The 13,219-nt window shown below is 54.7% G+C and carries 11 protein-coding genes; 4 read left to right on the forward strand and 7 right to left on the reverse strand.

Annotation, left to right across the window (positions count from 1 at the left end; genetic code table 11):
- Positions 1-188 precede the first annotated feature (188 nt).
- Positions 189-995 (forward strand): lytic transglycosylase domain-containing protein, encoded by an 807-nt coding sequence (locus tag A9179_RS15180; protein ID WP_187807056.1) that lies wholly within the window; start codon positions 189-191, stop codon positions 993-995.
- Positions 996-1,363: 368 nt separating this feature from the next.
- Here the strand turns inward: A9179_RS15180 and A9179_RS15185 are convergent, their stop codons facing one another.
- The 5 genes from A9179_RS15185 to A9179_RS15200 all read right to left on the reverse strand — a co-directional run bounded on the left by A9179_RS15185 (position 1,364) and on the right by A9179_RS15200 (position 7,527).
- Entirely contained in the window at positions 1,364-3,472 is a 2,109-nt protein-coding gene (locus A9179_RS15185) for a hypothetical protein (protein WP_187807057.1), read from the reverse strand.
- Between the two features lie 3 nt (positions 3,473-3,475).
- Entirely contained in the window at positions 3,476-4,558 is a 1,083-nt protein-coding gene (locus A9179_RS15190; RefSeq protein WP_187807058.1) for a hypothetical protein, read from the reverse strand.
- Between the two features lie 373 nt (positions 4,559-4,931).
- The gene (locus A9179_RS15195; protein WP_187807059.1) at positions 4,932-6,557 is read right to left on the reverse strand and encodes a DUF2326 domain-containing protein; all 1,626 of its coding nucleotides are present in this window, start codon (positions 6,555-6,557) and stop codon (positions 4,932-4,934) included.
- Positions 6,551-6,772, reverse strand: a complete 222-nt coding sequence (locus A9179_RS23195; RefSeq protein WP_394354731.1) for an ABC-three component system middle component 7 — start codon at positions 6,770-6,772, stop codon at positions 6,551-6,553. Before A9179_RS23195 ends, A9179_RS15195 begins: the two co-directional genes overlap by 7 nt.
- Positions 6,769-7,527, reverse strand: coding sequence for an ABC-three component system protein (locus A9179_RS15200; protein WP_187807060.1), 759 nt, complete (start codon positions 7,525-7,527; stop codon positions 6,769-6,771). Before A9179_RS15200 ends, A9179_RS23195 begins: the two co-directional genes overlap by 4 nt.
- A gap of 216 nt (positions 7,528-7,743) precedes the next feature.
- On the opposite strand from A9179_RS15200, the gene A9179_RS15205 reads away from it, so the two are divergent.
- Positions 7,744-8,901 (forward strand): IS30 family transposase, encoded by a 1,158-nt coding sequence (locus A9179_RS15205; RefSeq protein ID WP_187807061.1) that lies wholly within the window; start codon positions 7,744-7,746, stop codon positions 8,899-8,901.
- Between the two features lie 168 nt (positions 8,902-9,069).
- Complete coding sequence (locus A9179_RS15210) at positions 9,070-9,891, forward strand: class I SAM-dependent methyltransferase (protein WP_187807062.1); 822 nt, start codon at positions 9,070-9,072, stop codon at positions 9,889-9,891.
- Positions 9,892-9,896: 5 nt separating this feature from the next.
- Here the strand turns inward: A9179_RS15210 and A9179_RS15215 are convergent, their stop codons facing one another.
- Both A9179_RS15215 and A9179_RS15220 read right to left on the reverse strand, forming a co-directional pair.
- Positions 9,897-10,640, reverse strand: a complete 744-nt coding sequence (locus tag A9179_RS15215; protein WP_187807063.1) for a substrate-binding periplasmic protein — start codon at positions 10,638-10,640, stop codon at positions 9,897-9,899.
- Between the two features lie 133 nt (positions 10,641-10,773).
- The gene (locus A9179_RS15220) at positions 10,774-11,574 is read right to left on the reverse strand and encodes a substrate-binding periplasmic protein (protein WP_262410601.1); all 801 of its coding nucleotides are present in this window, start codon (positions 11,572-11,574) and stop codon (positions 10,774-10,776) included.
- Positions 11,575-11,776: 202 nt separating this feature from the next.
- Here A9179_RS15220 and A9179_RS15225 point away from each other — a divergent pair, with 202 nt between their 5' ends.
- A complete protein-coding gene (locus tag A9179_RS15225; protein WP_187807064.1) occupies positions 11,777-13,219 on the forward strand; it encodes a SulP family inorganic anion transporter in 1,443 nt (480 codons plus the stop codon).

Genomic DNA, 13,219 nt, shown 5'->3' on the forward strand with positions numbered 1-13,219 from the left:
TGTTGTGTTTTGCAGCAGCCTAATCAGGCCGGCGGCCGACAGCCCGTACGTCAACGCAAGCACCAAGGCCGCTAGCAAGGGGTATAACTAGCAGAGCAAAGGCCGGTCATCCAGAGTCGGCCTTCCCAAGACAGCGCCCGGGGCAGGCGCCCCAAGTCTGATCGGCGCCTGCGGCGCGGAGCGATGTGATGAGTTCCAGAGCATGGCGATGGGCTCGCAAGAGCCTTCTTGGCAGCATCACGCTGGCCTTGCTGGTCGCGCCACTGTGCGCCAGCGCCATGTTCAAGTGCCAAGGCCGGGACGGAATCATCCGCTACACCAGCCAAGCCATCGCCAGCTCCCGTTGCACTCGCCTGAATAACATGACGCCCCCCGCAGTCGGCGCCAAGGCAATGGCCCTGCCAAGGCCTGTGCGGGAAGACACCTCAGGCCCGGTGCGGATTCGGGTGTACACCTTCGTCCACAAGGGGATTCGTCATTATGTGAGCCGGCGCCCCGTCGGGATCTCCGCACGGGTCGATACCCTTGAGCTCTATTACATCAAGGGCTGCAATCTGTGCATGGCGCCGAAGGATTTGAATGTCGCCTCACTGCGCCTGGACACCTTCTCCTATCGGCGGGAGATCGAGGCGGCCTCGGGTCATTACGGTGTCGACAGGGCGCTGATCCGCGCAGTGATACATGCCGAATCGGCGTTTCGCCCCAACGTCATTTCCGAAGCCGGCGCCCAGGGCTTGATGCAGTTGATGCCCGCCACCGCCGAGCGCTTCGCCGTGGACGATCCATTCGACGCACGACAGAACATCCGTGGCGGCGTGCGCTACCTGGCCTGGCTGCTCAAGCGCTTCAACGGCAACCAGGTGCTGGCATTGGCAGGTTACAACGCCGGCGAAGCGTCCGTGGTCGAGTACCACGGGGTGCCGCCCTACGCCGAGACGCAATCCTACGTCACCCTCGTACAGTCATTGACCGAACGCTATCGCAACCATCGCTAGTTGCGGGCGTATAACCCGGAATAGGTTACCCGCCCCCCTCCACGACGGATATCGCTGCCACCTTATCCGTCCTACGCAAGCAATCAGGCTCCGCGCTCGATCAATATTCCAAGCGGGAAATGGCTCAACCGAACGCACACGCTCACCGGTAGCTATCGACCCAAAGCGGCCAATTTGAACGACAGCAGTCGGCCAATAGCAGACGTTAATTGGGGTCAGAACGGACACCATCGGGCACAAACTTCAATATCAAGAGCCTTGTTCGGGGTTCTTGATAGTAGATAAATCGGGAATCGCTGTGTCTCCCTGGCGGTGCAAACAGTGCCCACCGCTAGTGAGGGCGGGATTATTGGTCGTGGGGATAGATCCTATCGCGTTACTAGCTTCATCAACTCAGGGCTATCATGGGCGAGCTGAGCCAACTGCTGATTAACCTCATCCAAGAATGGAGCACTCTGAGGAAATTTCCCACAAATAACAGCAATAATGTACTCCGAAAGCATGCACTTCTGGCCATCATCTGCCAACGAATTTTGGAGTATATCGAGGCTTATTTCCTTCTCTAGCACTCCGAACTCAAATGTCGAGCAGTTCCTGATTAGTGCCGCTCTAATAACACCTTCGCTGTACAGTTTAAAATTCGCCGAGGAAAGAACCTGCGCATATGGAAAGCCCGGAGAGAGACGTTCCTTTTCCGTTTCTGCACTCCGCATTCGCTGAAGTCCCGAGGCAACCGCAAGAACCACACCGGATATACACGTATTTGGCGGCGCTAGGAAAGATCCATCCCCTAGAGCCAATTCACGTGTAGATGCGTCAATATGAAACAACGCATCGGCGCCAGATATCCCGCTCACATTATCAGCTAAGAGAGCCACCCTATCATGGAATTCACCCTTAGCTCTAAAACCTTTTTTAATTGAGCGATTTATAGCTTGATACTCCTGACACCAAGGGCATGCAGACGAACTATCAGGAAGCACCACCTGCTCTATAAATGAGAACTCCCTATGAGCACATTGATCCTTGTACGCCAATGAGTTTCTCAGGCTTTTTTCAGCCCGAACGTCACTGGGCCGGAAAATTCCAACAAGGAAATACAGTTCCTTTATAACTCCACATAACCCCGGGGTTTCTCTGATTCGATTGTTTAGTGATTCCAGCCGAGAGCCACGAATCACAACCGTATCGTAAATCATTACCTTGCCGCTGGCTCGGGCCAGATCGCGAACACCGGAATCTTTAATACCATCAACCGAGTCTAGATGAAGGAAATTTATTCCCTGCTCAGCAGCGACTTCTCTAATTGCCGGATCATCCGCTAGGGAAATAATCAGCGACCCCGCAGGCATCACGCTAGCGACCTTTGCCTCTAGCTTTTTCCTGAATGTAGCTACTGCAGACAAAACACTGTAGTCGATATAATAGGCGAAGTGCCGGTTGCCCTTGTCTTTATCCCCTCGATGGAAGGATACGACCTGTTCTAAATGCTCATTATATTGATCGAAAAATTCTCGACCACTTTCAGCGATTCCTTTTGAGAGATTTACTCCTGAGTCGCTGATATTTTTTGCATAGTAGGAGCTAGGATGAATTTCTATAGCGGTACTACCAGCCTCACAGAATTTACATTCTTCGTACTTGTAGTTGACTATTTCCGCTTCAACCATGCACATGCTGGGAATTTTTGCATCAAAAGAGTAGATTGAAACAACATTCAACTCTTTATCTGGATGATCCTTAGAGAACATCTCCTTAATGTTACCAATCAAGCTCCCGCTACTGGCAACGCTTACCAGCAATGTGGTCTTGTTCGAGCTTTTCAGCTCTGGTGCTGCGCTGCATAGAATGGCTATGCACTCAAACGGACTCTTTGCAGGGTGCGCAGGGAGCACATCAAATTTGGTTGCTTTCGATAGTATCTGCAAGGCCCGAAGTGGAATGGCTGCAATAGTCCACGAATCTATAAGAAGAAAATCAGACTGATCGATTTCCTTGAGAGTCCAGAATGCAATTCGATCCAATTCGTCCCTATCTCGAATCGAATCACCTAGACGGAAAAACGCATTGGTATGATTGTGCGAGGGCGTGACAAAGTGGAATTCATTACCACTTCTCACAAAGCTTTCGTTAGAGTATTTATCCAAAAGCTTTTGCAGATCATGCTGAGCGATAGCGGCAATATCGAAGTTATCATTAGCTAGCGCGATATCATTCTGCGTGGCGCTATGCAGCTGATAGCTCTTTGATGCCGGGCAGTAAAGGACAATGCTAATTGACTCAACTTTTACCCTGGTAAATAGTCGATCCCTAATATGTGCATAATCATCGGATTTAAAGTCATCAATGAAGTTGGCTTTGGTTGTTAAGATGTAGCATTCCTGCGGCTCATCACCAGAGGTTTCGCTTGCCTTAGCTAGTAACTTGTCCAGTGCTGCAGGCGTATCTTCTACGCAATTTATTATAATGTAACTCATTGTTCACACCGGAATAATGAGGGAGAACGATGTAGACAGATCATCCGATCTTACCCTCAGGGGCATGATCATTGTATCCGTAAGAAAAGTATCGCTTTCGGGATCATAGTTCACACAAAGAGTGCCAGAAGTGGTCATCACCACTAAGCCTTGTAGCTCATTGGCGCACTTCATAGCGGTAAATAAACCGAGCCCACGAACAATTGCATTTCGCTGCACTTTAGAGGTGCTGTGCTTTTGGAACGCGGCTTCTACTACCGAAAGCTTGTCCTTCCCCGCATAGACATTTTTTAGAGTGTTGTAAATACCATCACCAGAGTCCGCCACATCTACTATCAGGTATTTCTTTGATCTATGTTTTGCAGATCTATGCTTAAGATATGCCGTTAGCGCAGGCGGCAATTCAGCGCTATCAATATCGTGCTCATTGTTATAAATGACTCGAGATAGCTTCATATATCTTAGCGATCTGCGTGAGGATCTAGCATGGTGAATGGTGTTTTCCCATACCTCTTTCAAGAATACGTACAGGCTCATTGAGCTAATAATTCTTTCTAGAGACTCCCTAGAGTCCGCATCCCTACCGATAATGAAGCCTTCTATTTTTGGTGCAAGCAGAGACCTGAAATCCTCTTCAGAAGGGTCTGTATTTCCAAAATTCAGTGCCGGTGGATGCTGGAAATATGGATCTAGTGCATACAAGGAGTACGACTGCCCACTCTCGTATGCACCATGATCCATGTTCACTGCCCTGCTCACCTTCTCGATTAGCAGGTCAGTTACTTCTACACCATATCTATCAAAGATGGGTACATTCTGCGTGCATATACTGATGAAGCAAGGAGAGCACAAATAGCCTCCCTCACCTATTCCGTACTGATCAATATCTTTTTCTGATAAATGTATTTTTACGGCAGAGAGTTTTTTTCTTCTGCCCAACTCACTCGTGAGCGACATGAAGAATCCTTCTGCCCCTAAGGAGAAACCCGCTCCCTTTTGAAACACTATGGTTGTAGGGAAGTCCAGCTTGAACGCCGTGGCTAAATAATTAACTGAGCACACGGGCTTCACGAGGATCTCGAGCACAAGAATCTCCTTAGAACAACTCAATACTCAGCATAGAACATGCCGACCCATGATTGTCTGCGCATACTAAACCATACTTCCATCTTCGGCCATGCAACAAAAACCACTTTTCCCAAGCTCTAGGTTCAGCTGGAGCACTTGGGCACTGATTTCATCTTGCCCGCCGATCTATGGTTGTCGCGCCTCTCCGTACATGTGCTGGCGGTACGGCTGCAGCAGACTTCTAGCGAGTTCGGTCTGAGAGCAGCCAGCAACGGAGTTCCACTCAACCCAGGCAATCAGCTCATCCTGATGCTCTTGGAGGATTAGCAAGGGCATGGGCTAACTGAAGGCTTGCTTCCGGCCAAAACCGACCATTCATAGCTGTTTGGATTCAATTGTTTGAAGTGGTGTCTTTATCTTTGCGCCAATCAACGGTGTAAAGGAGCTTATTGGCACTCAGGCACAGTACGGCACATGGTTCGACAAGTGACTTTGCTGAGCTCGACTCTACGATTTCACCATCAAGCGAAATAAAGCTCTGCTGGTTCAATGACTGGTACACTCGCAGTATGTTTTCGATGGCTTTGTTCTCGACATTTTTAAATAACAGCGAGTCGTGAACCAAGAATGGAATATCTATATGCCTTAGCAATGAGGAATCTAGAAGAATTAAGTTAGAGTAAGCTTTGCCAGTGCCAGTATCCCTGGGTATCTCATAGCTGTACTTTTCTGGCTTCAGTTCAAGTTTAGGTGAAGCTCGCATTTCTCCATAAATGAAATTGACCAATCCTTCAATGTCGCCGTTCAGACTACTCTCAATTTCCGACAAAATGACTAGCTTTTGCTCTTTAAGCTTGTCTTTAAGTTCTTTAATTTTCTTCTTGAGATCGGTGAATTTGTCGTAAAGTTCGTTCTCATTAGTGAGCTTAGAAAGCCCCAAGGAGATATCGACCACTGAATCGACGATAAAGGCTGGGTTTCCAGAGCTATTCAGCGCCTTTGCCATAGCGGTGTTACAGGCTGAGATTTGATTATCAACGAGCCTCAGTTGCTCAGACAGTTCCTGCTCTTTCTCTTTGATTTCTTTACGGAGAATGCGAGTCAAACCGTTATGAAAAGACTCAATACTGTCTAATTTATCCAGATTGAGCGATGGGATGATTTCAAGAAGCGGCTGAAAGCTTCGTTTGGAGATAGTTTTGTTATCTTCAAGATTGACTCTAACTCTCTCGAGCTCGCTTGAGATCGACATCTTGATTTCGAGCAATTGGTTCTTTTGAACTTTTTGCTCCAGAACGGCTTCATCGATCAACTCATTGATGGATATCGCCAAGGTGGACATTTCATTTCTAATGCTGTCTAGGCGAGCATCGTATTTCGCAATATCTTCATTGTTCTGAATGTATTTCGCCTTGGTGATTTTGGGAATTATGCTTTGTTTGGCCGCAGCATTGAGGGACTTTTGTTCCTCAGACAAGCTAGACTTCCGAATAGACATGTCTTCCAGTGGGCCAAATCTTTTGAACACCTTAATTAGCCAATCGATGCACTGAGACCCACGTTCCTGTTTGAAATTATGGAGCGGCCTCATCACGTCTAGATTGTCACGCCCCCAAACTCGGGTCACCAAAGACACGACGGATCTGAAACTCAGATGTTCAATGCTCTTGGTATAGTGGAAGCGCAAGAAATCTAAATAGTCCGAGATGCTGACTTCGAGCTTGCCTCCATCGGATTGGTGAACATGGAGCAATGTCGGCGTGCCAGTATTTCTTTCAAAAATGTAATTTTTGTCCAAGCGAAGCTGAAAAATGTAGCTGTGATGACCCAGAGTTTCGTGAACATCTTTGCCATGGGTAATCAGCGCGTCACCGCCATAGACGAAATCGATGATCTTAAGGAATGTTGACTTGCCAATCGAGTTGGAGTTCGCGCGGTCTCCCACGACTATGTTCAATTTCTCGTGAAAGGTAACGCGCCTTTCAGTAAACCAGTCACACTCGATATAGATCAGCATCTTGAAACAATCCCTGTCGTGAAGTTCACCTGAATAGCATTGCTAAGATGTAGGATTTCTATGGCGTACAGAAATAATTCGATGGAGCCTGTGCTTGAAGACGTTTTCTTGTACAGCTCCCTGATCGAAATTGGCTGTTCGATGGCGGCATGCACCTTTTCTGCATGACCAAGAGATGACTCTGCAAAAGGTATAAATTTATTTGGCGTGATCATTCAAAAATCTCGCAGTTTTGAATGAAGAATGATGCGATAATTTCTGAGGCCTCATTGGAGTCAGACCCTGAGCGGTGACGAATCCAGTCTACAATATTCCTAAAGATCACTTGTTGGTTCTGTGTTTCTTTCTTTTGGAGTAGATAGTAAGTTTTTATTTGAAGGGAGAGCATGGTTGATGAGTTTGGGGACTCTGCCTCCACGAGCTGCAATTTTTTACGTACGAAAGAAAAATAGTTACTGACATTTTCTTTGATGCGATTTGTTGTTAGCCGGCTCATGGTGTGGTCTATCTTTGAGCTGAGCTCTTTGGGCTCAAGGCTCAACTCGACATCCTCGTCCGAAATGTGTTCTAGCGCATCAATGATGTCCGCAATCTCTTTCTCAATGCCGTAATCATCCATCAGCTTGGACTGACGGTTTCGCTCCATGATGGACTGCTTGAGCAAGACCATTTCCCTGTAGCCTTCAACTGTCCTGGGATTGTCGAATTCGGTATGGCAGAGGATGCAAAGGGCGATGAGGTTGTCTGGGTGATCCACGTTCTCGTGGAGCCTGAACTCATCTTTGAGAAGCTCTAACTCTTTAGGCGTGGGGTTTAATGGATAGATATGTGCAAGCTCATATCTTTTATTTGACGTCTTGGCTTTCTCGTACATCAGGGGTTTGCGACATTTAGGGCATTTACCCGAAACCTCGCCCACCAGCATGATGTTGATGTTCTCTGAGAAACCTTTGCGTTTTTTCGTGGGCATGCTCTGTTCCCTGAGCGCGAGGCGAGCAAAAGAAGCGTAAGCGGATGATAGCGGAATGAAATCACGCTACAAAGCCTATCTAAGCCCCAGGCTTCTAAGCGCCACCCTCGGTTAATTGTGGGCAAAACCGGTCTCCCGCGAGCGTCTGCTTTTGGCTGTGGACTCAACCGGTGAACGCAACACACTGAACCCTGTGTAAGCAGGAGGGTGTTGCAGATGAAGCAAAGACCTCGGATCTACTACACCGAAAGCCAGAAGGCGTTGATGTGGGATCGCTGGAAGGCAGGCGATTCGCTCCAGAAGATTGCGCAGCTGTTCGATCGAAATCACTCTTCGATCCAGCGAATTCTTGCCGAGACAGGAGGCATCCGCCCAGCTGCGCGACGACGCTCCAGGTTGTCGCTAACGCTGGTTGAGCGCGAAGAGATCTCACGTGCACTTGCAGCTGGCCAGTCGATTCGGCAAATCGCATTACGCCTGGAGCGCGCCCCATCCACCGTCAGTCGCGAGATTAGCCGTAACGGTGGTCGTCGGTCTTACCGCGCCAACGAAGCTGAACAAGCGGCATGGGATAGGGCTCATCGCCCGAAGCTGTGCAAGCTTGCTCAGTGTCCGAAGTTGGCGCAGCTTGTTGCGGAGAAGCTTCAGATTCAGTGGTCGCCCGAGCAGATCGCTGGATGGTTGAAGCGAACATACCCGGACGCGGCCAGTCAGGTGTCACACGAAACCATCTACCGGAGCCTCTTCATCCAGGCCCGTGGCGCATTGAAGAAGGAGTTACTGGAGCATCTGCGCCGCAGCCGGGCCATGCGCCGCTCGCGTCATCACACCCAGAAAACCGACAACCATGGCCGCATCAGCGATACGATTTCCATCAGCGAACGGCCAGCCTGCGTTGAGGATCGTGCGGTACCAGGGCACTGGGAAGGGGATCTGTTGTGCGGCAGCAAGAATAGCCAGATTGCCACGCTAGTAGAGCGCCACAGCCGCTACGTGATGCTGGTAAAGGTGGGTGGAAAAGATACCGAGACAGTGGTGAACGCACTGATCGAAAATGCCCGGCGACTGCCTCAGGAGCTCTATCGATCACTGACCTGGGATCGTGGCAAGGAGATGGCCGCTCACAAGCGCTTTACCCTGGCGACGGACATCCAGGTCTATTTCTGCGATCCGCACAATCCCTGGCAACGAGGGACGAATGAAAATACCAACGGCCTGCTACGGCAGTACTTCCCGAAGGGAATGGATCTCTCGCTCTACTCGCAGGATGAGCTGGATGTAGTCGCTCGGCAGTTGAACGAGCGGCCCAGAAAGACTCTGGGATACTCGACCCCTGCCGAGTGCTTTAACCACGCTGTTGCGTCGACCGGTTGAGTCCACAGCCGCTTGCGGACAATCACAAGCACACGAAACCATCCGGCAACACCAAACGCCCCACCAGCAGCGGGGGCTGGAGGCTTTGCGCAGCCTGGTGATCCCGCAGTAGGGTTGAAACCATAGAACCAGGGCCGCAGCAACGGCCCCAGACAAAGGAATGCAGCCATGGATGACTATCTTGACCTGAACAAGGCCAACTGGGATGAGCGGGCACCGCTGCACGCCGCTTCACCTGACTATGAAGCGGCACGCTTCATCACCTCTCCCGACCACCTGTCTGCCGTGGTGCGCTTCGACCAACCCCGCCTCGGCAATATTGCCGGTCTGCGCGGCCTACACCTGCAGTGCCATATCGGTACAGACACCCTATCCCTGAGCCGCCTCGGTGCAGCCATGACCGGCCTGGATTTTTCGGCCGCCTCGCTAGCTCAGGCACGCAAACTGGCAAACGACTGCGGTGCCAGCATTACCTACGTCGAAGCCCCCGTTTACCAAGCTGCGCAGGTACTTGGAGAAGCAGCGTTCGATCTGGTTTATACCGGTGTCGGCGCCCTGAACTGGCTGCCCAGCATTGCTAGCTGGGCGCACAACGTTGCAGCCTTGCTGAAACCCGGCGGCCGTCTTTTTCTGCGTGAAGGGCACCCTATGCTCCTGGCGCTGGACGAAGATTGCCAGGATGAGCTGAAAGTCACCCTGCCGTACTTCGAGCGACCTGAGCCGATGGTCTGGGACGACGCCAACACCTATGTGGCAACCGATACCACGCTGACCGCCACCATCACCCACGAGTGGAACCATGGTCTTGGCGAGGTCATTTCAGCACTGCTGCGCCACGGGCTGGATCTGGTTGCAATAGAGGAGCACGACTGCATCCCCTGGGAAGCCCTGCCCGGTCAAATGACCCTCGGGACGGATGGTGAGTGGCGCCTGAGCAAAGACCCATGGCGCCTGCCGCTGAGCTACACACTACAGGCGGTCAAGCGCTAACGCGTTCAGTGCCCCAGCCACTCCTTCTGCAACCGCGCAAAACTGCCATCGCCCTTCATCCGCTCCAGCTCGGCCTGCCAGCGCGCCACCAGGTCATCCGGCAGCGCCCTGGAAAAGCTCAGGTAGCTGATCGCCGGCGCCGCCCGCAGCACGCGCTCCACCGCCCGCTCATCGACCTGGGCGCGCACCAGCAGATCCGCCACCTGCACCTCGTCGATCGCCAGCAGCGGCTGGCGCCCGGCCAGCAGCATGAGCATGGCGGTCAGCGAGGTTTCCGCGGCGACCAGGTTGGTGAAGCCCTCGCCCTTGAGGTAGGTGTAGGAATAGAAAGTGCGCGGGATCAGGATGCCCGATGCCTGCTTGGCCTCGTCCAGGCTGGCCAGGCGAATGCCCGAACCGGCACGGGCATAGAAGCTGGTACGCGATTCCAGCAACGGCCCGACCCACTTGAACAGGTTCTCGCGCTCGGCGGTGCGTTTGGGGCAGACCAGCACCACGTTCGGCGCACTCAGACCGATCTGGTAGGCCCGCGTCCAGGGCATGACTTCGATGGGAGTGCGTTCGCCCAGGCGCTGCTGGATGGCCTTGACCACCTCGACGCAGAAGCCGGTCACCTGGCCATCGCGGGTGAATGCCAGGGGCGGTACTTCGGTGGTGAGGATGCGCAGTTCGCCGGCCTGCACGGTCAAGACGCAAGCCCATGCCAGCAGCACCATGCTCCCCACCCGACGCAGCCATGCAGCAGACATTCGACCTACTCCTGCCAACCCGAAAGGCAGGTATAAGCCGGCCACGGGGCAAGCGCCAGTCGCCGCCCCAGAGCTGATCAAACGGCCAGTTTGTGACAGACCCGCCTATGCCGTGCGCCTGCCTCCAGCAGACTCACTGCCCCAGGTAGCTGTGCCGGATCCGTGCGTAGCTGCCATCGCCCACCAGTTGCCGCAGGGCATCGGCGTAGTGGCGGACGAACGCCTCGCTGGTGGTTTCCTTGCTGAAGGCCACCTCGGCCGCCTCGCTGGATACCACCACGGCCGTCGGTCTGATCCGCTCGCTCAGCCCCAGCTGCTTCAGCTCGTAGGCGCCGCTGCTCTCGTCGGCGATCAGGCCGTCGATACGGTGTTTGTCGATCATTAGCCAGAGGTTGTGGCGGCTGGCGTTGAACGATACCCGCGCGGCGAAGGCCGGCTGGCTCATCAGCTGCTGATAGTCGTCGCCGTAGGACACGTTGGTCTGCGCACCGAGGCGGAACGGCGTGTCCTTGAGCTCCTGCAGGTGCCTGACCGGCCAGCGGACCAGAGCGTCCTGGCGCATGAACAGGATATTGCGCGAGGAGCTCAGCACCTTGCCGGAAAAGTAGGCATAGACCTCGCGCTCGGGCTTGCGGAAGGCGCCGGGCAGCACATCCAGGCGGCCGTTCTCCAGCTCCTTGAGCGCCCGCGCCCACGGCAGCTTGACCAGCCGCGCCTGACAGCCCAGGCGGGCCAGGGCAGCCCGGTTGATATCGACATAAATGCCGCCTATTTCGCCATTGGGTAGCTGCATGCTGAAGGGCGGATCGTCGTCCCAGCGCAGGGTCTTCTCGCAGGCCGGGGCAGCGAGCGGCAGGAGTACCAGGAGGAGGAACAAGGCTGTCGAGCGCGCGCGCTGCTGCAGGGGGGAGAAACGTGCGACAGCTCTATTCAAGATCAGCACTCACTGCAGGGTCGGCTGGTTTTGCCCGAGTCTAGAGAAAGTGGCCGATGCCCGGCTAGATATTCTGCTCAGGCCTGCCCTCCAGGGGTCGGCCGCCGCTCTACCCAGCCCCGTCGCGACTGGCCCCGGAGCGCACGATTCCTTACTATCCGCTCCCTGCACGCCCTGCCCCGCCTCCCGTTTCAGGTAGCCCATGAAAATCGCCCAGCTGCGCGCCGACATCCTGGCCGGCCTCACCTCGTCCTTCGCCCTGGTACCGGAGTGCATCGCCTTCGCCCTGGTGGCTCAGCTCAACCCGCTGATGGGCCTGTATGGCGCTTTCATCATCTGCACCCTCACCGCCCTGTTCGGCGGGCGCCCGGGGATGATCTCCGGCGCGGCCGGCTCGATGGCCGTGGTGATCGTCGCCCTGGTGGTGCAGCACGGCGTGCAGTACCTGCTGGCCACCGTGCTGCTCGGCGGCTTGCTGATGGTGGCGTTCGGTCTGCTGCGCCTGGGCAAGCTGGTGCGCATGGTGCCGCATCCGGTGATGCTCGGCTTCGTCAACGGCCTGGCCATCGTCATCGCCCTGTCGCAGCTGGAACACTTCAAGCTGGGCGAAGCCTGGCTCTCCGGCGCAGCGCTGTACTGGATGCTCGGCCTGGTAGCGCTGACCATGGCCATCGTCTACCTGCTGCCGAAGCTGACCCGCGCGGTGCCGCCGGCGCTGGTGGCGATTCTCGGCGTCGGCCTGCTGGTGCAGCTGCTCGGTCTGCCCACCCGCACCCTGGGTGACATGGCGCATATCGCCGGCGGCCTGCCAAGCCTGGCCCTGCCGGACATCCCGTGGAACCTGCAGACCCTGCGCATCATCGCGCCCTACGCCACCCTGATGGCCCTGGTCGGCCTGCTGGAAACCCTGCTCACCCTCAACCTCACCGACGAGATCACCCAGAGCCGTGGCCACACCAACCGCGAGTGCGTGGCCCTGGGCGCGGCCAATATCGCCTCCGGCCTGTGCGGCGGCATGGGCGGCTGCGCGATGATCGGCCAGACCGTGATCAACCTCAGCTCCGGTGGCCGTGGCCGCCTGTCCGGGGTGGTCAGCGGGGTGATGATCCTGCTGTTCGTGCTGTTCCTCTCGCCGCTGATCGAGCGCATCCCGCTGGCCGCGCTGGTCGGGGTGATGTTCGTGGTATCGCAGCGGACCTTCGCCTGGGGCTCGCTGCGCGTGCTGGGCAAGGTGCCGAGCAACGACGTACTGGTGATCGGTGCCGTGACCATCATCACCGTGTTCACCGACCTGGCCACCGCCGTGCTCTGCGGCATCGTCATCGCCGCGCTGAACTTCGCCTGGCAGCATGCCCGCGAGCTGTATGTCGACAGCGACCCGCAGGCCGACGGCGGCAAGCTCTACCGCGCCCATGGCACGCTGTTCTTCGCCAGCACCACGCCCTTTCTCAACCTGTTCGACGTGGCCAGCGACCCCGCGCAGGTGACCCTGGACTGCCGCCACCTGAGCTTCGTCGATTACTCGGCCATCGCCGCCCTGCGCACCCTGCGCGAGCGCTACGAACGCGCCGGCAAGCACCTGCGCGTGGTGCACCTGTCCGAGCGCTGCAAGCAGCTACTCAAGCGCGCTGGCATCCCGCACTGA

Origin of the sequence: Pseudomonas alcaligenes, assembly GCF_014490745.1 — a bacterium.
Taxonomy (GTDB): Bacteria; Pseudomonadota; Gammaproteobacteria; order Pseudomonadales; family Pseudomonadaceae; genus Aquipseudomonas; species Aquipseudomonas alcaligenes_C.